We start from the raw sequence: 25,764 nt of genomic DNA, 5'->3' as shown, positions 1-25,764 counted from the left end.
CCTCCGGGTCGGGCTCAGGCGATGCTGAACAGGGGTTGATCGAATTCCACCGGCTGGCCGTTGTCCACCAGGATCGCCTGGATGACACCGGTCTTGTCCGCTTCGATGTGGTTCATCATCTTCATGGCTTCAACGATGCACAGCACGTCGCCGGCCTTGACGGTCTGGCCGACTTCAACAAAGGAAGGCGATTCAGGCGACGGCGAGCGGTAGAAGGTACCGACCATCGGCGAGCGAACCAGGTGGCCGGACGGCTCGGCCGGAGCGGCTTCGGCGGCAGGGGCGGCGGCAGCCGGAGCTGCGGCAGGTGCTGGTGCAGCGGCGACCGGGGCCTGGAAATACTGTTGGGGCATGGCGGCCTGCTGGCTGTGCCGGCTTATCCGAACGGATTCTTCGCCTTCGTGAATCTCCAGCTCGTCGATGCCGGATTCTTCAAGCAGTTCGATGAGTTTCTTTACTTTGCGGATATCCATTGGTACTTGCGCTCCAGGGCAAATGTTGATCGTTTCAGTTTTGTTCGAGTCTGCGTACAGCCGCTTGCAGAGCCAGTGCGTAACCTTCAGCTCCCAGCCCGCAGATGACTCCCTCGGCGATGTCCGAAAAATAGGAGTGATGACGGAAGGCTTCGCGTCTGTACACGTTGGAAAGATGCACTTCGATGAATGGGATGCTCACCGCCAGCAATGCGTCACGTATTGCGACGCTGGTATGGGTAAAGGCGGCGGGATTGATGATGATGAAATCGATGCCTTCGTCCCGGGCGGCGTGAATGCGGTCGATCAGCTGGTACTCGGCGTTGCTCTGCAGCACCTGCAGCTGGTGACCATCGCGCTGGGCCTGTTCGAGCAGTCGGTTGTTGATCTGCTCCAGGGTGACGGCACCATACAAACCGGGTTCGCGGCTGCCGAGCAGATTCAGATTGGGTCCATGCAGAACCAGGAAACTGGCCATTCAGAAAATTCCGGGGCGTTGGTTGGCAATTGACTCGACGGTCATCAATGGGCGAAGAGTTTGCCGGATTACTAAAGAGCTGTCCAGAACCAGTGGTATGTCATCAGATGTCAGCATGATGGCTGGGTTTTTGCGGAATTTGATTGAGGAGGGCGGAGCCCATCAACCAGCCTCCACCGCTGCATTCATATAGCGAATGAAAGTCTCGCGCGGCACTTCGCCCTGAATCCGTAGCTCTGGAATCTCCTGCCCCTGGCTATCCAGAAACAGGAACGCGGGCGGTCCGAACAGTTGTTGTTCGGTCAGCCAGGCGCGTTGGTCGGCTGTATTATCGGTCACATCCAACTGCACGCGTACGAATCCGTCCAGGCCCGCCCGCACGCTGGGATGGTTGATGATCTCCCGCTCAATCACCTTGCAGCTGATGCACCAATCGGCGGACAGCTCGACGATCGCCGGACGACCTGCTGCACGCGCCTGCTCCAGTTGTTGGCGGACCCCCTCGGCGGTGGTGACCTTGGTGAAATAGCTGGTTTCGCTGTTGTTGACTGCGGAGCTGCTGTTGGCAAGCGCGTGCAGCGGCCGCAGCGGATCGGAATTGCCGGCCAGCGCGCCGAACAGGGCAGCGGCTGAGTAGATGGCGAACAACAGCGCCGCAGCCTGGGCCACCCGGGCGATGCCGCTGCGCGGCCCCCGGTCGAACAGGCCGAGCTGGACGGCAACGCCTGCCGCCAGTGCTGCCCACAGCGCCAGGCTCAGCGGGCCGGGAATGATTCGTTCCAGCAACCAGATGGCCACGGCCAGCAAACCGAAGCCGAAGGCCTGCTTGACCTGGTTGAGCCAAGGGCCGGAGCGGGGCAGCAGGGTCTTGCCGAACATCGCTACCAGAATCAGAGGCACACCCATCCCGATGGCCAGGGCGAACAGGCGCAGGGCGCCGCCCCAGGCGTCACCAGTGGCGCTGATATAGATCAATGCGCCGGCCAGTGGCGCGGAAATGCACGGCGAGACCACTAGTGAGGACAGCGCGCCCATGACCGCCGCGCCGGGGATCGAGCCACCCTGGGCGCGATTACCGAGATTTTCCGCCGGGCCGCGGATAAAGGCGGGCAGGCGCAGGTTGAATACGTCGAACATGGCCATGGCGAAGACCACGAAGAAGACGGCGAACACGCCCAGCACCCAGGGCGATTGCAGGCGTGCCTGGATATTCAATGCGGCGCCGAACAGGCCGATCAGCGCACCGACTGCGGCGAAGGTAAGCGCCATGCCAAGTACGTAGCTGAGCGACAGAGCAAAGGCCCGCGGGCGATCGATATTCTCGCGGCCCAGCACCATGCTGGTGAGAATCGGCACCATGGGCAGCACGCAGGGAGTGAAAGTCAGCGCCAGGCCGGCGGCGAACAGCAACAGCAGCGACAGCCACAGGGAGGAGTCATTGGCAGGCGCTGTGCTGTCGGCAGCGGAGCCGGTGCTGCCTGAGGCGCTGGTGCCGCCTGCAGACGGCAGGTCCAGCAGCAGAATCTCCGGTGGATAGCACAATCCGGCATCGGCGCAGCCCTGGTACTCGACGCGCAACTGGCTGGCCGGGGCGCTGCCCGGCGCGACAGCCAGCTGCACGTTGAGGCTGTTGTAGTACACCTCGACATCGCCGAAGAACTCGTCGGTGCGGTCCACGCCATCCGGCAGTTTGACCTGGGTGATCTGACCATCGCCACCGAGCAGCTCGAATTTCAGCCGGTGCCGGTACAGGTAGTACTCAGGAGCGATGTCGAACTGCAGCTGGATGCGTTCGTCCTCCGCCTCGACAATACCGGCGCGAAAGGCCTGGTGCACCGGTAGAAACTCGGTGGTGCTGCCCACATTGGCGCTGCCGAACAGGTTATCGAGCCCGGTATTGCCTGCGGTATTGGCGCTAGCCAGGGCAGCGTTGCCGAGCAGCAGGGTAATCAACAGAAGACGTATCAACGACATGGGCATATCCGAAAAGAGCTTGCCGGTATATTAAAGGCTGGCGCCGCGAATACCAGTGACACATTGCCACCGGATTTATCAGGCACGTTCGATCCGGTCTGGATGGATGACGATGAGCCCCTGGCGGTAGAGTCCGCCGATGGCCTTTTTGAAGCTGCCTTTGCTGACGCCGAACAGCCGGGCGATTTCCGGAGCCGCGCTCTTGTCGCTGAGGTTCAGCACACCATTGTTTTCTTCCAGTGTCTGCATGATCAGCGCCTGCAGGCTGTCGCCAGCATCGCGCCCCACCGGCTGCAGGCTCAGGCTGACCTTGCCGTCCGGGCGTACTTCGCGGATATATCCCCGTTCGCGCCGGCCGGGCCGCAGGGGTTTGAACATCTCGTTCTTGTGCACCAACCCCCAGTGACGATGGTTGATGATCGCCTTGTAGCCCAGGTCCGAGGGCTCGACGATCAGCAGGTCCACGGTTTCGCCAGACTGATAGCTGGCTGGCGTCTGGTCGAGGTGGCGGTCCAGTCGCGCGGTGGCGGTGATGCGTTCGCTGTGTTTGTCGAGGTAGACATACACCACGCAATGATCGCCGACCTGGAGCGGGCGTTTCTCCTCGGAATGCGGCAACAACAGGTCCTTGGGCAGTCCCCAATCCAGAAACAGCCCGACGCGGGTAATCTCGACCACCTTGAGGCTGGCAAATTCCCCCACCTGGACCTTGGGTCGCTGGGTAGTGGCGATCAGCTTGTCTTCGCTGTCCCGATAGATGAACACTCGCAGCCAGTCGCCGATCTCGGTGGGCTGATCCTTGGGGATGTAACGATTGGGCAGCAGAATCTCACCATGTGGGCCGCCGTCGAGGTAGAGGCCGAAGCCCGTATGTTTAACGATCGACAGGTTGTTGAAGTGTCCGATGGCGGCCATGAATAGTGTCCTGAAAGGCGGGAGCAGTCATTCTAACCGAAATGGGTCAAAAGGGCCGCTCTGAACGGTCTGAGCGGTGTGAACGCCGGGCACAGATGCTATGCTTGCGGCTGCACAGAGAAGGGGAGAGGGTCGATGAAATTTTCCAGGCGTAGACGCGATACCGAGGGCGGGGCAGGCCTGCTCGATAACGAGAACAAGCGAGTGCTGGGCAAGACGATAGCCGTGGTGCTGTTGGTTTATCTGGTCGTCTGTTTGCTGCTCGGTTGGTACTGGAGTCGCGAGCCTGATCTGGAAGATCTGAACGTCGTGCCGGTGGGCAATATGGACTCGCTGACCACGGGCTCCTACACAGCCCGCACCGTCAGGGAAGTTGCCCGTACCTTGCTGGACAAGCCCGGCGGTTTTATCAGCAATGACATCACTCCGCCCGGTCTTTGGCTGGACAACATGCCCAGCTGGGAATTTGGTGTGCTGGTGCAGGTACGAGATATTACCCGCTCCATGCGCCGCGACATGGCCCGCTCGCAATCCCAGTCCACTGAAGATGCGGCTCTCTCCAAGGCCGAGCCGCTGTTCCACTTCGATCACAAAAGCTGGGCCCTGCCCGCCAGTGAAAATGAATACCGTGCCGGGATCCGGCAGCTGGATGATTACATCGAGCGCCTGGAAAGCGGCAACGCCAGTTTCTACACCCGTGCCGACAACCTGGCTGGCTGGATCAACGATGTCAGCACGCGACTGGGCTCGCTGTCCCAGCGACTGTCGGCCAGTGTGGCTCGCACTCCCTTGAACGAGGGCGGGCGTGAACGCAAGCAGACCCCATGGTTGCAGATCGACAACGTCTTCTACGAAGCCCGCGGCAGTGCCTGGGCGCTGGTCCACCTGCTGCGCGCGGTGGAGAAGGATTATGCTGACGTGCTGAACAACAAGAATGCTCTGGTCAGCCTGCGTCAGATCATCCGTGAGCTGGAGGCCACCCAGGCCCCCATGTGGAGCCCGATGATCCTCAATGGCGGCGGTTTTGGCGTGTTGGCCAATCATTCGCTGGTCATGGCCAATTATCTGTCTCGCGCCAACGCGGCCCTGATCGACCTGCGTCGATTGCTTGAGCAGGGTTGAGGCAAACAGCATTATGAGCAAGCGCCAGACAGGATTCGGCTCACTTGGCGGGCTGGTATTCTCCACCGATGCGGGGCGTATGTGCCCCGACTGTCGACAACCGCAGGATGCCTGTACCTGTGGTCAGCCGCAGATACCCGCTGGCGACGGCGTCGCCAGGGTACGCCGGGAGACCAAGGGGCGTGGCGGCAAGACGGTGACCACTATCAGTGGCCTGGCATTGCCGGCCGACGAACTCAAGACCCTGGCCAAGCGCATCAAGGCCCGCTGCGGTTGCGGCGGGTCGGTGGTGGATGGGGTAATCGAGATTCAGGGTGATCGGGCCGACATGCTTTGCCAATGGCTGATTGATGAAGGCCTCAAGGCCAAGCGCTCCGGTGGCTGATATCTGAATGCGGGACTCGATGTCTTGACCCCCTCTGGTCTGCTTACCACCGCGCGCCATCGTCTGACCCATCGCCGGGTCTGGGCGCTGGCGACGCCGATGATCCTGTCCAATATCAGCGTGCCCCTGGTCGGGCTGGTGGATACCGCCGTGGTCGGCCATCTGGATGGTGCCCATCATCTGGGTGGGGTCGCGGTGGGTGCGACGCTGATGACCTTCATTCTCTGGGCCGCCGGTTTCCTGCGCATGGGTACTACCGGTTTCGCCGCCCAGGCATGCGGGGAAAATAACGGTGACAAGCTGCGCCTGGTATTGCTGCAGCCGCTATGGCTGGCGCTGCTGCTCGCATTGCTGGTGTGGCTGGTGCACGAGCCATTGCTGACCGCGGGCCTGTATTTTCTTGATAGCAGTGCCGAGCTGCTGGAACAGGCGCGGATCTATTTCAATATCCGCCTGGTAAGCCTGCCGGCGGCCCTGGCCAACTTTGTGCTGGTCGGCTGGTTCATCGGTGCTCAGCGCGCCCGCGCGCCGCTGTATCTGTTGTTGGCGGTGAATATCACCAACGTCGTGCTCGACGTTTTCCTCGTCGTAGTGTTGGAGTGGGGCGTGGCCGGGGCGGCCTGGGCGACGGTTATCGGCGATTATGTCGGGCTGCTGCTGGGGCTGGCGTTGCTGCGCCCGGTATTGGCGCGTTATCCCGGGGTGATGCGCTGGACTGACGCGTTGCGCCTGCGTGGTGCGGCGCCGCTGATTCGGGCCAACCGGGACATACTGATCCGCACCCTGGCGCTGGAGCTGGTGTTCTATCTGCTGGTGTTGCAAGGCGCCCGGCTGGGCGACTCGGTCGTCGCAGCCAATGCGGTACTGCTTAACTTCCTGTTGCTCACCTCCCACGGACTGGACGGTCTGGCCCACGCGGTCGAGGCGCTCGGTGGGCATGCCATGGGCCAGCGCAATCGGTTGGCGTTCAAGCGCGTGCTGGTCGTCAGCACGTTCTGGTCACTGGTGGTCGGGGTGGGTTTTGTGCTGGTATTCAATCTGTTCGGCAATCAGATCATCAGCCTGTTGACCGACCTCGAGTCGATCCGCCAGGTAGCTTTCGACTATCTGCCGTGGATGGCCTGGATGCCGCTGGTGGCGGTCTGGAGCTATCTGCTCGATGGATTGTTCATCGGCGCCACCCGCGCGCGCGCCATGCGCAATGCCATGGTGCTGGCGGTGCTGCTGATCTATCTGCCGGCTGCCTGGTTGCTGCGTGATACCGGCAACCACGGAATCTGGCTGGGGTTCTATCTGTTCATGCTGGCGCGTGGTGTATTGCTCGGCGGTTGGTTCATCTGGCTGTGGCGGCGGGATCGCTGGATGCCCGCATAGGTCAATCGGCTCTCAGCCAGCAATGCAGATAGCGCCCCAGATGCCGGTAAGCCGGGTGCCGGCTATACAGCAATTCCTGCTCGATCACCTGTTGCGCATCGGCCTCGCCCTTGAACGGCTCGTGCATATAGTCATGGAATACCCGCACGCCGGTCTGCTCGCGGCGATCGAACCCCGCCGCCGCTATCCAGCTATATACCTCACGTGGGTCCAATGGCTGCTGAGGTGTCAGACTGCGCTTGCCTTCGCCGGCCAGCTGGTTGCGTTGCAGCTTGCGGAACTGGCCTTTGATCAGGTTCTTGTAGATCAGCGCGTCGCGGTTGTAGAAGGCCAGTGATACGGCGCCCGCATCGTTGATCAGTTGCCGCAGGCAAAGCAGGGCGCTGGCCGGGTCCGCCAGCCATTCCAGCACTGCGTGACAGATCACCAGGTCGTAGCGCTCGCCCCGGGCCGGCAACTGCTGTAACGGCAACTGCAGAAACTGCAACGACTGGCCCGGCTGCAGCGGTTGGCTTGCCAGGCGCTCGCGAGCGGCGTCCAGCATTTCTTCGGCAGGGTCGCTGACCGTCACGCTGTGGCCCCGCTGCAACAGCCATTCGCTGATATGCCCCAAGCCAGCACCGGCATCCAGAACCCGTAGCGCTTGACCCTCGGGCGCGAGCTCGGCCAGCCACTCCTGAAGGTCGCGAGTAAGTACCGCAAGGCGAATCGCACCCTTGGGGCCGGCGTATATCTTGCGCGCGAAATGGGTGCCCAACTGGTCGAAATACCGATCGGTCATAAAGAATTTTCTACCTGCGCATGGGCAATCACAAGCGACTGCGGACGAGAGGATTCAAGGTCTAGAAGTATATCAGGTGCCTTCACATTCATGGCCTTACGTAGCGAATCGGTAGGAAAATACGAACTTCTTTGCGGCCGGCCGGTCGGTATTTACTCAGGTAATAAACCAAGAGGAAATACCTTATGCGCCTTAGCAAAATATTGATTCCGGTTTCTGCCGTGGGATTGATGGCTGGGTCGACCTATGTTCTGGCTGCAGATCCGGTCTCCAATCTGGGCATCATCATCGCTGCTGACAAATATGAAATGAACTCGGATAACGATGATGTCGATGGTCGTGACGAGACTGTCGGCAAGGGTGGTATTTTCTACAATTACGGCAACAAGATGACGGGTGGCCCCGGCACGATTTTCCAGATTGGTGCCGATATCCGTTACGGCGAAAAGAATGACAACGAGGTCAAGGACGCCCGTGCTGAAGCGGACCTCGGTGTGCGCATGCCGTTGAGCAACAACAGCAACTTCGACATGCTGGTCGGTCTGGGTTACGACTGGACTCGCTTTGAGCTGGAACGCAGTAACGCCGACGTGGAGCTGAGTAACAAGAGCCCCTTCGCCAAGGCCGCGATCGGTTGGCACCATCAAGGTGACACCTTGACCACCCGGCTGGAGGTGGGTACCCGTTACAGCATTGAAGGCGAGGGCAAGGTGAAGCTGACCGGGTATGGCAGCGAAACCGCTGATCTGAAGAACAAGTTCAACCCCTATGCGGAGCTGAACTTCCTCTGGGACCGTGGCCAAGGCTTCCCCTTCACCGCGGGGGTGTATTACACCCAGACCAATTACGAGCTGGATGATGATTACATGCTGGCAGACAACACCGAGCTGGAAAGCAACGAGTTCGGCGTCAAGCTGGGCGTGCTGTTCTGATCCATCGCTGAGTTGTCCCCGTGATCCCGCAGCCGGTCTCGTCTGCGGGATCGTTTTTTCAGGCCCGGCGCAACTGCCGCGCCTGCCGCTTGCGCCACCAGATGATCACGCCGGTTATCGACAGCACGAAAATCGCCACACCCAGCACAGCAATCAGGATGCGCCCCGGCAGGCCGAGAATCCGTCCGCCATGGATAGGCGCCTGCAGCTGGAAGAACCGCTCGCCCCAGGTGCCCTGACCGGGGATTTCCTGCCCCAGCAAACGACCGTCCGTGCCGTGGAAGAAGATCCAGGCATTGCCTTCATTGCTGGCATGATCGCCAAAACCCGCGCCATAGAAGTTGTATTCGAAGCTGTAGTACAACTCGGTGATGGGCTCTAGCAACTGCAGCTCACGGGCATGCTCCATCGCCAATTGATAGGCTTCGCCGTAGCCATAACCGGTGATGCCCAATTCCTCGGCCGGCAATTCGCTGCGTGCTTCATAGACACTCGGCGCCACCGGCGAGACCAGCGACACCACCGGCTTGAAGATCTGCTCCGGCAGGTTCATCGCCACGCTGCTCACAGCTACCGGCAACAACAGCAACCATAGCCAGAGGCCGCCGGCGCGGTGAATATCCAGATTGACCCGCGTGGCGTGGCCGCGCTTGATCTTCCAGGCCCGTTGCCACTTCTGCCAGAACGGCCGCCCACGGGGAAAGGTCAATACCAGGGCGATGAAGCAGTCCAGCACCCAGGCGATGGCCACCAGCCCCATCAGCCACAGCCCCCAGTTGCCGGGCAGGGTCAGGTTGTAATGAAACTCCAGCATGAAGGGCACGAAGTTACGGCGGGAGAAGCAGCAATCACCCCAGTAACGCTCGCCGACCTGCTCGCCGGTGACCTGATCTAGATAGCGCACTATTGGCCTGTCGGGCCAGGGTTTGCCGGTCTCCGGGTCGGTGCGCGGGACCATCGCCAGTAGCGCGGCATGGTCGGTCTCGTCGGGAAACTCCATGTACCACACCTGCATGCGTGGCCAGGCGGTTTCTACCCGCTCGACCAGTTGCTCCGGTGGCAGTACCGGGCCAGTGGAGCTGGTGTGGTACAGCTCGGGGTTGAGCCATTCATCCAGCTCATGGTGAAAGGCGAGAATGCTGCCGGTCAGGCCCGCCAGCGCCAGAAACAGCGCCATGGCCAATCCAAGGTAGCGGTGAAGATACAACAGGATGGAACGCATGATTTTTATCCGAAATGCATAAGGCCGCCGGCAGACTGCCGGCGGCCTTATCGGGTGGTCAGAAGTCGTAGGTCAGGGTCGCCATGACGTTGCGCTCGTCGCCGTAATAGCACTGGCTCAAACTGTTGCATGCCGCCACGTAGGTTTCGTCGGTCAGATTGTTCAGGTTGACGCGCAGGCCCAGCCCGGACGCACCCAACTGGCTGAGATCGTAGCCGACCGAGGCATCGAACAAGGTGTAGGAGGGGATGCGCAGGGTATTTTCCGCGTCCGCCCAGCTCTTGCCGAAATAACGGACCCCGGCGCCCAGTTGCAGGCTCGCCAATGGGCCGCTGGTGAAGCTGTAGTCAGCCCACAATGAAGCCATGTTCTTCGCCACTGCATTGGGGGTATTGCCACGGTTATTGACGCCGGCAGTGCCGGTGAAGTCCTTCGAATACTCCACGTCCATCCAGGTGTAACTGGCCAGCACATTGACCGGCTCGATAGGTTTGAAACGGGCTTCCAGTTCGACACCACGGGAGCTGATTTCGCCCACTGCGCGGTAGAAAGACTCACCGGAATCTTTGTTAGCCAGATTCGATTGGGTCAGGTCGAACAGCGCAATGGTATACAGGTCCTGGGTGCCGGGCGGCTGGAACTTGAGGCCGACTTCGGTCTGTTCGCCTTCGGTTGGATCGAGCAGGCTGATGTCAAACACGCCGGGTGCGGTTTCGTTGTAGGCGCCGGTGGCGTTGGGGTTGAACGACTGAGAAAAACTCGCGTAGGGTGATAGGCCATTGTCGAAGGCGTACAGTAATCCGATGCGACCGGAAAATTGATCGATACGCGCATCATCAGCTTGATTGCCGTACATCGAGCGGGTCTGCTCGAAATCCATATCCACCCAGTCCTGACGCGCGCCCAGCGATAACCGCCAGTTGCCCAGGCTGATCAGATCTTGAACATACAAGCCGGTCTGCTCCAGAAAGCGGGCTTCGTCATACTGGTGATAGAACACCGGAGTGGCTGCTCCTTCGGCGCCGGTAAAGGGGTCGATTGGGGCGAGGCCATAACCGGCGTCATAAGCGACCTTGGTTTTGCGCCGCTGGTAATCCAGTCCGGTGACCAGCGTATGGGACAGCTCGCCGGTGGCAAACTCGAACTGCAGCTGGTTATCCACACTCCAGGCATGCAGCGCTTCATCGGCGCCGGTGTAATAGCGGTCCAGGTTATCGGTGCCGGGAACGTAACCATACTGGTAGACCTGACCGGAATCGACCGTCGAATCCAGATACTGGAAATTCTGCCGGGCCGATACCACATCATTGAAGCGATGCTCCAACTGATAGCCGAGCATGTACTGATGGCGCTCGAATTTCTCGTAATCCTCATCGCCTTCGAAGAAACTGCGGGAGATGCGCCGGCCGTTGTGCGACGTGACCGTACCCTGCGCCGGCAACCCTCCGTGGTAGCCGCCTTCGGGGTCATGTTGCAACATCGCCAGCAGGGTCAGGCGGGTATCCTGAGTGAAATCGATAGCCAGCGACGGCATCAGCGCGAAGCGTTCGCTCTTGATGTCATCTACCTGGCTCGCCGCATCACGCACCACGCCGACCAGGCGATAGTTTACCCGCCGCCCTTCATCCAGCGGGACGCCGATATCGAATGCGGCCTGCTTGTAATCGTGACTGCCATAGGACAGTTGCAGCTGACGATGGGTGTCATAACCCGGCTTCTTGCTGGTCATCGCCACCAGTCCGCCCGGCAGGCTGCGACCATAGAGTACCGAAGACGGGCCCTTGAGAATGTCGATCCGCTCGACAAAGTAGGGATCGACCTGCAGCGTGCTGTAGGTGGCGCTGTCGCCCAACAGCTTCTGGCCATCCAGATACAGGTTGTCGACCGAGCCGTCGGTAATACCGCGCATGGCGACATAGTCGTAGCGGCTGGTCGCGCCATAGGGCGAACTCATCAAGCCTGGGGTGTAACGCAGGGCCAGGGCTACGCTCTGCGCGCCCTGGTCATCCATCTGCTTGCGGGTGACAACGGATACGCTCTGGGAGGTTTCCAGCAGTGGCATGCTGGTCTTGGTCGCCACACTGCTATGGGTAGCGCGATAGCCTTCGGTCTCACCCAGCGCATTACCCAGGGAGCCCCTGATGTAGGTGGGCTGCAGCTCAATGCCGGTGCTTGCTTCGGCTGGTTCGCCGGCGGCCATGACCGGTAGCGCCAGGGATATGGACAGGGGCAGCAGCAACAGGCTGAAGGGAATGGCGGTGCGCGGCATGGAGGTTCCTTTTCGTTTCAGGGATAAAAACGAAAGGAATATTAATCTTACTGATAACGATTTGCATTAATTTATTTGCTGTTCAGTCAGGCGCGCTATAGTGGGTGGAGCATCGGATCAGTTCACGGGAGGCAGAACAACATGAGTACATTGACCCAGCAGCATTGCGAAGCTTGTCGCGCAGATGCGCCCAAGGTCAGCAAGCAGGAACAGGTGGAGCTGCAGCGCGAGATTCCCGGGTGGGAGATCATTGCGGAGGGCAATGAGCAACAGCTCAAGCGCGTATTCTCTTTCCGGGATTTCGCCGCCGCGCTGGTCTTCACCAACAAGGTGGCGGAACTTGCCGAATCAGAGAACCATCACCCGGCACTGCTGCTGGAATACGGCAAGGTGACGGTACGCTGGTGGACGCACAAGATCGGTGGGCTGCACCGCAATGATTTCATCATGGCGGCGCGAACCGATCAACTTGCTTCCTGATCAACCCTTGAGCTTTTCCGCCAGTGAAACGAAGCGGTCAATATAGGCTTGCAGGAAACCATGGCTGGCAGGGCCGATCTCGCCATCGCTGGTGATCAATTCCGGTTTGAACTGGATATAGGCTTCGCCGCCCAGCACCACGGAGCCCAGAATGCCCATGATCTGGCGCAGATGCTGTTGGGCGTGTGCGGCACCCATGGCACCCGGCGAGGTACCGGTGAGGGCGACCGGCTTGTCGCGCCAGACGTTCTTGTCCATCGGCTTGGAACCCCAGTCAAGAGCGTTTTTCAGCACTGCAGGAACCGAGCGGTTATGTTCGGGCGTGACGATCAGCACGGCATCGGCAGCATTGATTTCGTCGGTGAAACGGTTAACGCTCGCCGGACGCTCGACTTCCAGATCCAGGCTGTACATGGGCAGGTCGTCAATCTGCGGATAGCTCACGGAAAAGTGCGCGGGCAGCAGCTTGGCCAGCGCCTGGGCATATTGACGGTTGATGGATACACGGGTGTTGCTGCCTACCACGATTGCCAGATGGATATTGCTCATTGGTGTCTCCAAAGGGCCACGCGCAGGCGTGGCGGGGAATGATTGGGCTATTGATGGTAGCGATTATCGATCATGATCGGCGATGAATAAATCGCTTATTTTGCGTTATTCATATCAAATTAATCGATATTAAGATGGCTCAGTTGAAGGCCGTCTCAGTGAAATTCGCCCGCACGGTGACCCGCTGGTGCCAAGCGGCCAATTCCGGGTAGCGGGACCGCCAATCAATCTCGGGCAGCCGGAACAGCACATAATCCAGGGCTACGGCCGTCACGATAATGCTGAGGTCCAATGTCTGCTGACCATCATCCCGATGCTGCGAAGCAAGAGCCTGGATGCTGCGGTCAATGGCCTGCAGGCGGCGCTGGCCGAGGACTGACTGATCCGCTTCGGCATCATGCTTGCGGCCGATCACGGTAGTGAAGGCTGCTTCCATCAGACCATAGCCCAGACCGGTGCGCTGCAATACCGCGGCGAGCTCTGCCGGTGGCAGCAGCCGTGGCGACGGCGTCAGGTTGTCCAGGTACTGGGCAATCAGCAGCGACTCGGCAATGGCACGACCGTCCTCGGTAACCAGCACCGGAATGCGACCCACCGGATTGGCCTGCAGCAGCGCCGGGTCGTTCGTCCACGGATCGCTCCAGCATAGCTCCAGCTGATCCTGCAGCCCCTTTTCCAAGGCGATGATGCGGGCCACGCGGGCAAAGGGGGAAGTGGCATTCAGGTAGAGTTTCATGTCACAGGCTCCGTGGTGAGGCGGCCGGTTGAAAGCGACCGCTGAAGATGATCAGTAGCAGCCCAAGACCGAGCAGGGCGCTACCCAGGGCGAACAGTGGTTGGTAGCTGCCGAGCAGGGCGTACAGGCCGGACATGGCATAGCCCGACGCCGCCTGCAGCACGGCGAAGGCGGCCGTGGCATAGCCCCACAGGCGTTTATGCTCGGCAGGGCCACCGAGTTCGGCCAGTCGCCCGGAGGTCAAGGCCACGAGACCGGGTACCATGGCACCGACCAGGAAAGAAGAGACCGAGTTGCTGAGCAGCCCGCTGGCAAACAACGGCAGGGCAATGGCCAGGCATTTGATCAGGTAGCCAGTAGCCAGACTGCGGTGCCAGCCAAGGCGGCTGACCAGCAGTCCGGCGGCCAGCGGGCCGATGATCGCGCCGGCGCCAAACATCGCCCATTGCGCGGCCGCCGCGCTGCTCGTCTGGCCCTGCTCGCGGGCCAGATAATCCACCCAGAACACCGTATGCGGAATGAACCCGGCGGCGTCCATGGCGTAGGCCAGCATCACCAATATGATGGCGATGCTCAATACAGGGGCGCCGCCGCCGGTTCCGTTGGCGGCTGCGATCGTCGCGGCCGGCGGCAGCCGCGCCAGCCCCTGGTCACAGATAAAACCAGCCAGTAGTGATAACACGCCGAGGGTCAGCCAGCTCCACATCAGATCGTATTGGATAAGCAGCGGCAACAGCGTCGCCGACAGCAATGCGCCTAGGCCGATACCGCAGAATACCAGCGGGCCGACAACCGGGCGTCGAGCGATGGGGGCGCGGGTCAAGGCCAGCGAAGGGCCGACTACCACCAGAATCGCTCCGGTAATACCGGCGAGCAGCCGCCAGAAAAAGAACCAGGCGAAACTACCGGGCGTAGCGCTGGCGAAAAAGCTCAGGGCGATGCTGATAAAGCAGAAGGCAAGCAATTGCCGCGCGCCGAAGCGTTCGGAGAGCCGATGGGCCATCAGTGCGCCCAGCAGGTAGCCCAGCAGATTGGCGGCGCCGAGATAGATCGCGGCACTGGCATCGAACCAGCCCTGCAGCACCAGTATCGGAATCAAGGGGGTATAGGCAAAACGGGCGAGCCCGACGCCGACCAGGGTGGCCATCATGCCAGTCAGCAGGGGCGGCAAATCGTTGCGCTGAATCATAAGAGGTTACAGGCGCTCCTTCAGCGCAGGTCGATCTGATAGCGAAAGCCTTCCGCCGCGCCCCGTGACAGGCGGTATTCCAGCGGCGTGGCATCATAACCCAAGGCGATGCGTTCAACTGCCACGACCGGCTCACCGGCGGCAATGCCGAGGAGCTTCGCCATATGCTTGTCGGCTGATTCAATGGTCAGGGTTTCCCGAGCCGAGGCTATCAGTTGGCCACAGCGTTCCTCATAAAAGGGGTAGAGCATGTTGGCAAACTGGGTGGGATCAATGTCCAGCAAGGGGGAGAATCGGTCCTTCGGCAGCCAGATCTCCTCGCGAAACAGGCGATCTTCCTGAATGATCCGTTCACGCGTCAGGTATACGGTGGGTTCGTTTTTTTCCAGGGCAAGGGAGTGTCGAACAGCTTCTGGAGGCAGCTCAAGCGAGCGCGTGAGAATACGGCTCTGGGGCACCGGTTGGTTACCCGTGGGGCTGACCTGACGGAAGAACCGGAAGAACGATTCGGCAAACTGCGGTCTGCGCACAAAGGTTCCGCGCCCGTGGTTGCGTTCCAGTATTCCTTGCTTGACCAATGTATCGACAGCTTTTCTGACCGTGCCGATGGCCACGCCATGGAGCCTGGTCAGCTCCGTTTCGCTAGGAATGGGTGTGCCGGGCAGCCATTCTCCGGCGGCAATCCGAGCCAGCATTTCATCGCTGAGCTGTTGATACAACGGCAGGCGTTCGTCAGGTCTCATTCTCGCGGGCATGCGCATATCCATGTGAGCGAAGGCGCCATCTTACCACCAAGGTCGCAGGTGAAAAGATTTGACAGCCTGCTGCGTCATCAATATTGTCCTCTAGTCATATATATGAGTATATCTCTAGGCGAGCCTGCGCCATAACAACATAAAGGTATTTCCATGAAGTCCTCCCCGCTTGCAGTAACCGGGATTGATACCCATGCCCATATTTTTCGTCATGATCTGCCCATGGCGGCCGGTCGTCGTTACAGCCCTTCCTATGATGCGCTGGTGGAAGACTACCTGGCCCACCTGCTAGGCAGCGGTCTTTCCCATGGGGTGCTGATCCAGCCAAGTTTTCTTGGTACCGACAACAGCTTCATGCTCGAGGCGGTTCGCCGCTACCCGGAGCAGCTGCGCGCCGTGGTAGTGGTCGACCCGCAGATCAGCGATGCGGAGCTGGATAGGCTGGAGGCCTCGGGTACGGTCGGGGTACGATTGAATCTGGTGGGTCTGGCGCTGGAAGATTTTGCCCAGCCACGCTGGCAAGAGTTCTTCCTGAAACTGGCTCGTCGTCATTGGTCGGTTGAGATCCAGCGGGGGATGGAGGATCTGGCGCTGATTCTTCCCAGCATTCTCGAATCCGGGGTGGCAGTGGTGATCGATCATTTCGGCCTGCCCAAAGGCATGATTGATCCGGACCACAGTAGTCACGGCCGCTTCCTCAGCCTGCTGGCCCATGAACAGCTCTGGATCAAGCTTTCCGCGACCTATCGCAATAACCTGACGCTGGACCAGGCAGCGGCCAACCTGCGGGTGCTGATCAGTGCCTGTGCCGGTCATGACCGATTCCTCTGGGGCAGCGACTGGCCGCATACCCAGTTCGAGGATCAGGTCAGCTACGTTTCCCAATATTCCATCATCGAAGCGCTGCTGCCGAATCCTGAGCACCGCGCCAAGGTGCTGGTGGACAATCCCGGCAAGCTGTTCAAGTTCGCCTGATCACAACTGCAAAGGTACTTCAGCATGACGAGTTTCATTGTGGTTGCTGCCATCATTGCCGCCATCGCCCTGGGCTATAAGACCAGGATCAATATCGGCCTGTTTGCCATCGCGTTTGCCTACCTCATCGGCTGCTTCGTAATGGGTCTGAGCCCGTCCGAAGTCATCGGTATGTGGCCGCTGAAAATGTTCTTCATCATCTTCGCCGTGTGCCTGTTCTACAGTTTCGCCATCGTCAACGGCACATTGGAGAAGTTGTCGGAGCACCTGCTCTATCGTTGCCGAAACGTGCCACATCTGCTGCCCTATGCCATTTTCTTCACATCGGCGCTGATTGCCGCGATGGGCGCCGGTTACTACACGGTGCTCGCCTTCATGGCGCCGATTACGCTGATGCTGTGTGAAAAAACCCGCATGAGCCTCATTATCGGGGCGATGTCGGTCAACTATGGCGCGCTTGGCGGGGCCAACTTCGTATCCAGCCAGAGCGGGATCATTTTCCGCAGCTTGATGGTCAACTCGGGGATCGCCGAAGAAGTTGCCTTCATCAACAGCTTCGGTATTTTCGCCAGCACCATGCTGATTCCGCTGGCGGTCATTACCGTGCTGGTGTTCTTTACCGGCCACAGGAAATCCATGCAGGGTGCGAGTCTCGGAGTAAGCCTGCCGACAGCATTCAACCAGCAGCAGAAAACCACCCTGTGGCTGACCCTTTTGATGATGGCGCTGGTGCTGATGGCGCCTATTGCTCACCTGATCTTCCCGGACAGCGCCACTGCCACTTTCATCAACAGCAAGATGGATATCGGGCTGATCGCCAGTGTTTTCTCGGTGATTGCACTGTTGCTGAAGCTGGGCGATGAGCGCAAAGCCATGGCGTCGGTGCCCTGGAGCACACTGATCATGATCTGCGGTGTGGGCATGCTGATTTCCATTGCGATCAAGGCGGGCACCATCGACATGCTGGCCTCATGGATCGGTACCAACATTCCGACCAGTCTGGTGCCTCTGGCGTTTGGCGTCGTCGCAGCGCTGATGTCGCTTTTCTCCAGCACGCTGGGTGTGGTGACGCCCGCGCTGTTTCCGATAGTACCCTCCATTGCCGGCAACCTCGGCCTCGATCCGATGATCATTTTCATCTGCATCGTCGCAGGCGCTCAGGCGACGTCCATCTCGCCGTTTTCCTCCGGTGGCAGCCTGATGCTCGGTGCCTGCCCTAATGAAGAGGCACGTTCGGGCCTGTTCTCGCAACTGCTGTTCCGGGCTGCGCCCATCGGTATTGTGGCTGCGTTGATATTCAGTATCGTGTTGACGTTCTTCTTCTAATAGGAAATGCAATGAAAGAAGGGCAGCTGGAAAGCTGCCCTTCTTTGTCGCTTTACAGAGATATTACCTGACCGCGTCTGCCAGTCCGGTTTCTATGGTCGTCTCGGTCTCCGGGCCGATCTCGACAAATGTATCGTTGGACAGGTTGTAGACCGGCCAGTCCAGGCCATTGGTGCTGGGGTTTCCAGTCTTGGCGAAATTGGTCCACATCAGCATCATCTGCTGCGCAACGGCGGCGTCCTTCGAGCCCCATTCCATGGATGCATAAACATCCGCCGCATCCCCTTGGCTGCCGGTGATACCGTTGTCGTTCAGGTCGCCAATTTGTGGCCGGCTACCATCCGGGGTGGTTACCAGGCCGAGCTGGAAGTTCTGCACCATGCCCGTCGGATGATTGAACAGGTAGGGCAGTTCACAGCCATGGCAGCTTCTCAATCCCATCTCGGCCCAGCCATCGGGTACCCGGCTGAACTTGTAGATGAACTGGTTTGATTGATAGTAGTCCGAGCGCTGCTCCAGCCAGATGGGGAACGATGACCGATGGTTCAGTCCGTCGCCCGATGTAACGCCGGCCATGAGCGGAACATCGCTTGGCATGCCGTTGAGAGCATTCTGGTAATAGGTCTCGGGCTGGTAATAATGATCCGCGTTCGGCCGATAAGTCTGACGTGGGATGCTGTTGTCCGCTTCTGCCTGGACGATGGCGGTCCACGGCAGCGCCCGGGCCTCTTCGAGGTTGCTGGCACCGATCCGCTCGAACATGGCTACCCCAAGCTCCTCTGCCGAACGCAGCGATTCGGAGGGCGAGCCGGTTTCATCCATGGGCGCAAAGGCGCTTTGTACAATGGCCTTGTGAAACAGGCCGGTGGCCTGGGGAGAGTTCATCAACGAGTAGGCTTTTCCGCCACCGCCGGACTGGCCGAACAGGGTGACATTGCCAGGATCACCGCCAAACTCGGCAATATTGTCCCGCACCCATTTCAGCGCCATGACCAGATCCATCTGACCGTAGTTGCCGGAGCCACCGTACTGGCTTTCAGCGCTCAGCTGGGGATGGGCAATATAGCCGAAGGGCCCCAGGCGGTGGTTGACCGTCACCAGCACCACCCCTTCATTGGTCAAGCTGTCGGGGTTGTTGTACTGCCGAGAGTTGGCCGAAAGAATGGTGAAGGACCCGCCATGGAACCAGACCATCACCGGCAGGCCATCGGCGTCCTTGGGTGCGGTGACGTTGAGATAGAGGGAATCCTCGCTCATGCCCCCTTCGTTGATGCCTTCCAATGCCATGTCCTGCGCTGACTGGTCCGCCCAGGCGATGGCGTCGCGAACGCCTGACCAAGGTTCGGGCGGCTCCGGTTCACGCCAGCGCAGCTCTCCGAGTGGGGGAGCGGCATAGGGAATACCCAGAAACTGCCAGGTATCCTCGGTCGCTTCGAAGCCGCGCAGCTCTCCCCCGGTGGTATTGATTGTTATCCGCGGGTTGGTCGCGCGCTGGAAGTGTTCGATCGCATCCGTAGCGGAGGCGATGACGCGAGGACGGGGATCGGTATCGGAGAACGCTCCGGCGTCTTCCAATGCTGTAATCAACGGCTGGAGGCTGGTGCGAAAATCAGTCGTTGGCTGGTCGAAATCAATGTCGGGAGCATGTAAGGACACCTCAGTACTGATGGTGTCGGTGAGCTGGATGCCGTTATTCAAATCCCCATCGGCATCAAGGGTCTGCAGCAGGATCAGCTTGTTGTTCACCCGCTGATCCTGCGCCGAGCTGGCGCCTGCGGTGATGCTCAGTGGCGTCAGTATCTCTGCTCCCTCGGCGGCTCCCAATTCCAGCGCGCCGATAGAGAAGGTAATGGTTTCCCCTTGTCGATACTGAAACTGACCCTGGTCGTCCGTGGCGCTCGCGGCGGTGTCGGTGCCCTGGTAATCGAGCCCCGACACGGCGCTGTCAATGAAAGTGCCGGTAAGCACCGTGGGTTTCGAGGAGGAAGAAGAACCACCGAAACAGCCGGCCAGCAGCAAGGGTACCAAGGAGGTGGCCAATACAATCGAGCGATTGCCTGGTCTGGTCATGCGATACATGAATTGAACTCCAATTATTGTTGTTTTAAGCCTTTCGGGACAGATGCTTTGCTCCGCACCGAGAATATCCGTTGCGGGCCACATCCATGGCCTAACGAAAGAACGTTGCGTTCCGATCGGGAACGCCGGGCAGTATAGAAGCGAATAGTGAGACGTAACCCAAATTGGTTAGGCTTGGAGCACAGAAGTGCAGATGGTGGCGGGATAGAATCAGGCGGGATCGCTATGTGATTTTAAGTCATTATCAAGATATGTCTCTACTGATGCAGAGCGCCTAAGGCCATTTATGCCTGGCAAAATTGAATCAGGCCTACTTTTGATTTTCCGTCTTTATGGTGACCAAGCATTCACTAGCAGAATGATTGGTCATTAGTTGTCTTGGCTAGACTGACAGTGCCGCTCATTCACGACGGTAGGAGGAGAGCAGCCTCATACAGCAGAGGACTGCATTGGTGGTCAGGGGTGACGGCCTGCGGCAAAAACACGGTGCGCTGGATGACGCCGGCCGGGGAGCTTGGCTTAGGTCAGCGCATTTCAAACAGTTCCTGATGAAAGTGCTGGTGGACCGGGAAACCCGAAGCGGCGAAATCCCGGCGCAGCGCTTCGCCAAATTTCGCCGGGCCACAGAACCAGATACTTGCGTTACGCCATTCAGGAACTGCGGCGCGGATGCGCTCGGCAGTCAGATAGCCATCACGGGCATCGATCAACAGGTGCAGTCGCACGTCGGTACTGCTGACGTCCTCGGTCAGGCGGGCGAGTGCCTGTTCATCCACTTCGGCTGTGCTATGGAAAAAATCCACCGGCTGATTTGCCGCCGGATGCGCAGCCAGATGTTTCAAGCGGGCGACAAAGGGGGTAACACCAATCCCGCCGCCGATCCAGATTTGCCGCGGGCGCGGGTCGTCGAAGGTAAAACAGCCGTAGGGGCCTTCCAGGATGATCGGCTGGGCGACAGTCAGCCGTTCATGCAAGGTACGGGTATGGTCACCCAGCTCCTTGACCACAAAGGTGATATCCGGCTCGTTGGGGTCCCAGCTGGAGGCAATGGTGTACGGATGAAAACCTTCCTTTGCATTCGAGCTGGCAAAGGCGAACTGGCCGGGTTGATGCCCCGGCCAACCCGAGACCCTGGTCTGTATTTCCAGTGATTTGACCCCGCCATAGTAATGCAGCCCGGTAATGCTGCCCGGTACCCGGCGCTGGGCACCTACCCGACGCAACAGCGAGATCACCGCAGCCCAGCTGCCGACGACCAGCAGCAGACCAGTCAGCCAGCCAATGGGAGATTCCCAATAGCTGAACTTGAGCAGTACCAGGCTATGCATTGCCAACACCAGATAAATGATGGCCAACAGCCGGTGGACCTGGGAAAACAGTCGGTAGGGCACGCGCTTGATCAGCGCCAGGACGATGAAGATAACCGCAACATAGAAAGCCCATTCGCCCAGGCTTTCGGCGAGGCCGCGTTGGTTGTAAAAAAAAGCTTCCAGTGGTTGCTGCACAGCCTTGGGGCCTTTTTGCGGTTTTACCAGCCAGCCCCAACCCACTGCCCATTTTGGCCCTTTGGCAGCCAACCAGTGGAGAACGGAAAGAACCAATGCGCCCATGCCGAGCCATTTATGCAGCCGGTACATCTTGTCGAGTCCGTTTAGCCACCGTTCCAGCCATTTCGGCCTCAGTGCCAGCAGCATGCCAAGACTCATGCAACCTATGGCCAGCACACCGGTCAGTTGTACCAGCAGACTACGCCAGGTGAAAAACCCGCGCGTGTTGGACAGACCTGGCTCGGCAATCAGCCAGAGCAGGGCAATCAACCCCAGGCTCGACCAGAAGACCCATTTCAAGTGACGCACCGTATAACCCCTCCCGGAGTGAGCTTGAATAACAGAACTCTGAGGAGTATTAAACGCGGTTTGCTGAGGTCAGCTCATGATCGATATCAATCAGCTTGATGTTTTTTGGCCGTATATTGAGCCAGACCTCAACTTTTCACGGGAGATTGCCCATGAATCGGCTGAGTGAACAGCAGAGTATTATCAGCGCCATTGTCGTCATGGGCGTGACCGCCTGCGGTAAAAGCACCATCGCCGAGGCGATCGCTCAGCATGCTGATGGGGTACACATCGAAGGCGACCAGTTCCACAGCGCCGCCAGCATTGCCAAGATGCGCGCGGGTATTGCGCTGGATGACGCCGATCGGGAAGCTTGGCTCATTGAGCTCGGCGAGTTGCTAGCCGAAGCGGTGGCGGCGGGGCAGCGGCCGGTGCTCAGTTGCTCTGCCTTGAAGCGGTCTTATCGTGAGCAGTTGCGAGCAGCCGTACCCGGGCTGGGCTTTGTGTTCCTGGATATCGACCGGGAAGAGGTGGAGCGCCGGGTAGCCCGGCGCCAGGGCCACTTCATGTCCAGGGATCTGGTTGATAGTCAGTTCGATACCCTGCAAAGCCCAACTGGCGAGCCAGGCGTATTGACCGTGGATGCCACCTTGCCGGTCGCCGAGATCAGTTGCCAGGCAGTGGCTTGGTGGGACGCAAATAGATAATGCGCCGGTTGACACTGTTCATTCACCAAACCGATGCTGCCCACACAAGGCTGTTGATTCGTCTGCCTTTATATGGCCTTGCCAACGCGGCGCGGCTACTCTCGGGCTCTCGATAAAAATGCAACATGCCTATCAGGAGCAACCGATGAGCGAAGTAACCACCGAACTGAGTGGCGGCATACTCACCATCACCATCTCGCGTCCGGACAAGAAGAACGCCTTGACCAACGCCATGTACGGGGCGTTGGCTGATGCGCTGGAGCGGGCCGAAGCCGAGGCGGGCATCCGCGTGGTCGTTTTCCAGGCCGATGGCGAGATATTCTCTGCCGGCAATGATCTGGGCGACTTCACCAAGCAATCGACGGGTGATGGCCCAGCGGTGCGTCACGTCGAGCGTTTCCTGAATAACCTGGTCAAGGCCGGCAAACCGGTGATGGCGGCAGTACAGGGCAAGGCGGTCGGGGTTGGCACCACCATGCTGTTGCACTGTGATTACGTATTGCTGGCCGAGGATGCTCAGTTAATCGCACCTTTCATCAATCTGGCGCTGGTTCCCGAGGCTGGTTCGAGCCTGCTGATGCCGCTGCGCATCGGTCACGTCCGTGCATTTGAAATGTTCGCGCTCGGCGAGCCGGTGTCGGCTCAGGACGCTCATGCCTGGGGCATCGCCAACAAAGTTGTCAGCCGCGATACATTGCGCATGGAAGTTCAGCGCATCGCCACCCTCATCGCCGAAAAGCCCGCCGGCGCGGTGGCCTTGGCCAAGGGACTGATGCGCAACACGGAAGCCGTATTGGCGCAAATGGAACAAGAGAGCGGCATATTTTCTGCCCAGTTGCGCAGTGCGGAAGCCAAGGAAGCATTCCGGGCTTTCGCCGAGAAGCGCAAGCCGGATTTCACCAGCGTCGGCAATAACTGAGGCGAGGGAGAAATTATCCCCTCGTTATCATGACTGGTTTTATATATGGATTTGCTTGGTGAATAGTCCATTTAGGATTAGCGTTTCATAATCCGTTCACTATAGTCGTTTGTGCATTCAGAGACACTTCACTGGTTTGATCGGTGTCTTGCTGAGATGCGCCTCGACAGCATACGGATGTGGGGAGGCATATTTCGGGCCTGCCCCACGCCGGTCCGACAACATCGCAAAAAGGGACTCAATTACAAAAATAAAGCGGAGATCTGCTGATGTACCTCAATAACCGGGGCGTTCGCCCTCGTTCTGTATTCCTTACTGTTTCTTTCACTGCGCTATTGCTGCCGCTCAGCGGCTGTTTCAATGGCTCATCTGGCTCTGACGACGAGCCCAGATCCCTGACTGGTGTCTTTGTTGACAGCGCCGTCGCAGGGTTGGATTACCATGGCGAGCGCACCGCCGCCAGCATCACCGACGCCCAAGGGCAATTCACTTACCTCCAGGGCGAGACCATCAGTTTCGCCATCGGTGACCTGGCGCTGGGTTCAGCGGTCGGGGCAGAGATGCTGACACCGCTGAGCATCACCGAAGGGGCGAGCGCACCGACAGATCAGAGTGTGGTGAACAAGCTGATACTGCTGCAGACGCTTGACGCCGATGGCAACCTCAACAATGGCATCCAGATCAGCGATGCGATCCGTGGGGAAGTATCACTGGAGGCTGCCACCATCGAGTTTGACCAGCCGGCCAGTGACTTCCGAACCAGCCTCGAGCCTTTGCTGGCACGGCTGGAGGAGGCCGGGGCGTTTTCCGACACGGACCCGCGGCCGCGCACTGTGGTTGCGGTCGATGAGGCGCTGGAGCACTTCGCTCGTTCGACCGCCGAGCGTCATGTGGTCGACACCACCAGCGGCCAGCTGCGCGGCTTCGAAGCGGATGCCAATACCTGGCAGTTTCTCGGTATTCCCTATGCCAAGCCGCCGCTGGGCGACTTGCGGTGGCGCGCGCCGCAGCCGGTTGAATCCTGGGAGGGCATTCGTGAGGCTGTCGCCTGGTCGGATCAGGCCGCGCAGAACCCAGGGCTGGAGCGGTTCGGGGAAGGCGGCATGAGCGAAGACTCCCTTTACCTCAATGTCACCGCGCCCAAGGATGCCAGCGAATTGCCGGTCATGGTCTGGTTCCATGGCGGCGGGTTCACCTCTTTGACCGGCAATACCAAACCGTTCAATAACCCCGAGGCGGTAGCCAGCAAGGGCGTGGTGCAGGTAGCGGTGAACCAGCGGCTGGGGCCCTTCGGTTATATCGCCCACCCGCAGTTGAGTGCGGAAAGCGGCTACAACGGATCGGGCAACTATGGGCAGATGGATCTGATTGCTGCGCTGGAATGGGTGCAGGATAACATCGAGGCGTTCGGCGGCGATCCGAACAACGTCACCATCTTCGGCGAGTCCGGCGGTGGCCGTAAGGTGTTGTCCCTGATGGCCTCGCCCGAGGCGGCAGGGTTGTTCCACCGGGCGATCAGCCAGAGCGGCACCCTGTACCCCGATACCCGTAGCTTGGCGGCGGCAGAAGCCATTGGTAGCGAGTTGCAGACCCGGCTGGGTGCTGCCTCGTTGGAGGAAATGCGCAGCAAGAGCTGGCTGGAGGTCGTCTCCGCGGCAGCTACGCTGGTGCCCTATACCAACGTGGACAACCACTATCTGCCCCATACCGAACGAGTCAGCTTTGAAAGCGGTGTGCAGAACGATGTGCCGTTCATGTTCGTCATCAACACCAACGACACCATCGACCCGATCAATACCGTGATCGATGTGTTTCCCTGGATGGCGCCGCTCAACACTTCGCCGGTGTTTGCCACGCTGTTCAGCCATCAGCCCCGGGGCTGGCGGGAGCAGGGCGTCGAGGCTTACCACGGCGCCGAACTGGCCTACATGTTCAACATGCGGGGAAGCGTGATCACCCACTACCAGCTTGGCCTGGTTATCGACCCGGCAACCGGCGAATCGTTGGTGATCGGTGATCTTAACGGCAACGGCGTCACCGGCTCGCAGGGCGACGCGGCGGATATCTACGCCTCCGCAGGCTTCGATGCAACCGATGATGAAGTCATCGAACGCATGCTCACCATCTGGACCAACTTCGCCAAGACCGGTGACCCGAGCATTCCGGGTGAGCTTGATTACCCGCTGTATGACGGGCAGACGCAGCGCTATGTCGAACTGAGCGATCAGGCCGAAGTGAAGCTGAGGATTGCAGACGTATTTGCCGAATAAACCACAACAATAACAAGAG

The 25,764-nt window shown here is 59.5% G+C and carries 23 protein-coding genes; 10 read left to right on the top strand and 13 right to left on the bottom strand.

The genetic code is table 11. The features are described from left to right. Positions 1-14: 14 nt before the first annotated feature. The 4 genes from accB to BM267_RS02570 form a co-directional block, all read right to left on the bottom strand. Entirely contained in the window at positions 15-473 is a 459-nt protein-coding gene (gene accB, locus BM267_RS02585; protein ID WP_036988715.1) for an acetyl-CoA carboxylase biotin carboxyl carrier protein, read from the bottom strand. 34 nt (positions 474-507) lie between these two features. Then, positions 508-951 (bottom strand): type II 3-dehydroquinate dehydratase, encoded by a 444-nt coding sequence (gene aroQ, locus BM267_RS02580; protein WP_074778022.1) that lies wholly within the window; start codon positions 949-951, stop codon positions 508-510. 162 nt (positions 952-1,113) lie between these two features. Continuing rightward, entirely contained in the window at positions 1,114-2,925 is a 1,812-nt protein-coding gene (dsbD, locus tag BM267_RS02575; RefSeq protein WP_235818230.1) for a protein-disulfide reductase DsbD, read from the bottom strand. 78 nt (positions 2,926-3,003) lie between these two features. Continuing rightward, on the bottom strand, positions 3,004-3,840 hold the full coding sequence (locus BM267_RS02570) for a CvfB family protein (protein WP_074778026.1): 837 nt from the start codon (positions 3,838-3,840) through the stop codon (positions 3,004-3,006). Positions 3,841-3,975: 135 nt separating this feature from the next. Between BM267_RS02570 and BM267_RS02565 the strand changes: the two genes are divergently transcribed. Genes BM267_RS02565 through BM267_RS02555 form a run of 3 tightly spaced genes read left to right on the top strand, consistent with a single transcriptional unit; the run spans position 3,976 to position 6,721 of the window. Further along, positions 3,976-4,962, top strand: a complete 987-nt coding sequence (locus BM267_RS02565) for a DUF2333 family protein (protein WP_036988721.1) — start codon at positions 3,976-3,978, stop codon at positions 4,960-4,962. A gap of 13 nt (positions 4,963-4,975) precedes the next feature. Further along, positions 4,976-5,347: a translation initiation factor Sui1 gene (locus BM267_RS02560; protein WP_074778028.1), complete on the top strand. Its 372-nt coding sequence runs from the start codon at positions 4,976-4,978 to the stop codon at positions 5,345-5,347. A 24-nt stretch (positions 5,348-5,371) separates the two neighbouring features. Beyond that, the gene (locus BM267_RS02555) at positions 5,372-6,721 is read left to right on the top strand and encodes an MATE family efflux transporter (RefSeq protein ID WP_074778030.1); all 1,350 of its coding nucleotides are present in this window, start codon (positions 5,372-5,374) and stop codon (positions 6,719-6,721) included. Between the two features lies 1 nt (position 6,722). On the opposite strand, the gene BM267_RS02550 is transcribed toward BM267_RS02555, so the two are convergent. Further along, the gene (locus BM267_RS02550; RefSeq protein WP_074778032.1) at positions 6,723-7,502 is read right to left on the bottom strand and encodes a methyltransferase; all 780 of its coding nucleotides are present in this window, start codon (positions 7,500-7,502) and stop codon (positions 6,723-6,725) included. Between the two features lie 185 nt (positions 7,503-7,687). On the opposite strand from BM267_RS02550, the gene BM267_RS02545 reads away from it, so the two are divergent. Next, positions 7,688-8,434, top strand: a complete 747-nt coding sequence (locus BM267_RS02545) for a hypothetical protein (RefSeq protein WP_036988726.1) — start codon at positions 7,688-7,690, stop codon at positions 8,432-8,434. A gap of 58 nt (positions 8,435-8,492) precedes the next feature. Here the strand turns inward: BM267_RS02545 and BM267_RS02540 are convergent, their stop codons facing one another. Further along, on the bottom strand, positions 8,493-9,656 hold the full coding sequence (locus BM267_RS02540; protein WP_074778034.1) for a PepSY-associated TM helix domain-containing protein: 1,164 nt from the start codon (positions 9,654-9,656) through the stop codon (positions 8,493-8,495). A gap of 58 nt (positions 9,657-9,714) precedes the next feature. Further along, on the bottom strand, positions 9,715-11,925 hold the full coding sequence (locus tag BM267_RS02535; protein ID WP_083392380.1) for a TonB-dependent siderophore receptor: 2,211 nt from the start codon (positions 11,923-11,925) through the stop codon (positions 9,715-9,717). A 141-nt stretch (positions 11,926-12,066) separates the two neighbouring features. Between BM267_RS02535 and BM267_RS02530 the strand changes: the two genes are divergently transcribed. Beyond that, positions 12,067-12,405: a 4a-hydroxytetrahydrobiopterin dehydratase gene (locus BM267_RS02530; RefSeq protein WP_074778036.1), complete on the top strand. Its 339-nt coding sequence runs from the start codon at positions 12,067-12,069 to the stop codon at positions 12,403-12,405. On the opposite strand, the gene BM267_RS02525 is transcribed toward BM267_RS02530, so the two are convergent. The 4 genes from BM267_RS02525 to BM267_RS02510 all read right to left on the bottom strand — a co-directional run bounded on the left by BM267_RS02525 (position 12,406) and on the right by BM267_RS02510 (position 15,634). Further along, positions 12,406-12,954: an NADPH-dependent FMN reductase gene (locus tag BM267_RS02525; RefSeq protein WP_074778038.1), complete on the bottom strand. Its 549-nt coding sequence runs from the start codon at positions 12,952-12,954 to the stop codon at positions 12,406-12,408. A gap of 139 nt (positions 12,955-13,093) precedes the next feature. Next, entirely contained in the window at positions 13,094-13,690 is a 597-nt protein-coding gene (locus BM267_RS02520) for a glutathione S-transferase N-terminal domain-containing protein (protein WP_074778040.1), read from the bottom strand. A 1-nt stretch (position 13,691) separates the two neighbouring features. Further along, complete coding sequence (locus BM267_RS02515) at positions 13,692-14,879, bottom strand: YbfB/YjiJ family MFS transporter (RefSeq protein ID WP_074778042.1); 1,188 nt, start codon at positions 14,877-14,879, stop codon at positions 13,692-13,694. A gap of 20 nt (positions 14,880-14,899) precedes the next feature. Then, entirely contained in the window at positions 14,900-15,634 is a 735-nt protein-coding gene (locus tag BM267_RS02510; protein WP_211242657.1) for a GntR family transcriptional regulator, read from the bottom strand. Between the two features lie 153 nt (positions 15,635-15,787). Between BM267_RS02510 and BM267_RS02505 the strand changes: the two genes are divergently transcribed. Together BM267_RS02505 and BM267_RS02500 are read left to right on the top strand one after the other, a co-directional pair. Beyond that, positions 15,788-16,609, top strand: coding sequence for an amidohydrolase family protein (locus tag BM267_RS02505; protein ID WP_074778044.1), 822 nt, complete (start codon positions 15,788-15,790; stop codon positions 16,607-16,609). A 24-nt stretch (positions 16,610-16,633) separates the two neighbouring features. Then, complete coding sequence (locus tag BM267_RS02500; RefSeq protein ID WP_074778046.1) at positions 16,634-17,935, top strand: SLC13 family permease; 1,302 nt, start codon at positions 16,634-16,636, stop codon at positions 17,933-17,935. A 63-nt stretch (positions 17,936-17,998) separates the two neighbouring features. On the opposite strand, the gene BM267_RS02495 is transcribed toward BM267_RS02500, so the two are convergent. Together BM267_RS02495 and BM267_RS02490 are read right to left on the bottom strand one after the other, a co-directional pair. Further along, on the bottom strand, positions 17,999-20,014 hold the full coding sequence (locus BM267_RS02495) for a carboxylesterase/lipase family protein (protein WP_074778048.1): 2,016 nt from the start codon (positions 20,012-20,014) through the stop codon (positions 17,999-18,001). Between the two features lie 524 nt (positions 20,015-20,538). Then, positions 20,539-21,870 carry a ferredoxin reductase family protein gene (locus BM267_RS02490; protein WP_074778050.1) on the bottom strand — a complete coding sequence of 444 codons (1,332 nt, stop codon included), beginning with the start codon at positions 21,868-21,870 and terminating at the stop codon, positions 20,539-20,541. Between the two features lie 152 nt (positions 21,871-22,022). Here BM267_RS02490 and BM267_RS02485 point away from each other — a divergent pair, with 152 nt between their 5' ends. The 3 genes from BM267_RS02485 to BM267_RS02475 all read left to right on the top strand — a co-directional run bounded on the left by BM267_RS02485 (position 22,023) and on the right by BM267_RS02475 (position 25,745). Continuing rightward, positions 22,023-22,556, top strand: a complete 534-nt coding sequence (locus BM267_RS02485; protein WP_074778052.1) for a gluconokinase — start codon at positions 22,023-22,025, stop codon at positions 22,554-22,556. Between the two features lie 145 nt (positions 22,557-22,701). Beyond that, entirely contained in the window at positions 22,702-23,475 is a 774-nt protein-coding gene (locus BM267_RS02480; protein ID WP_074778054.1) for an enoyl-CoA hydratase, read from the top strand. Positions 23,476-23,744: 269 nt separating this feature from the next. Then, complete coding sequence (locus tag BM267_RS02475) at positions 23,745-25,745, top strand: carboxylesterase/lipase family protein (protein ID WP_083392382.1); 2,001 nt, start codon at positions 23,745-23,747, stop codon at positions 25,743-25,745. The last annotated feature ends 19 nt before the right edge of the window (positions 25,746-25,764 follow it).

Origin of the sequence: Halopseudomonas bauzanensis (assembly GCF_900114735.1) — a bacterium.
Classification (GTDB): domain Bacteria; phylum Pseudomonadota; class Gammaproteobacteria; order Pseudomonadales; family Pseudomonadaceae; genus Halopseudomonas; species Halopseudomonas bauzanensis.
This window is presented reverse-complemented; position numbering and strand designations above follow the sequence as displayed.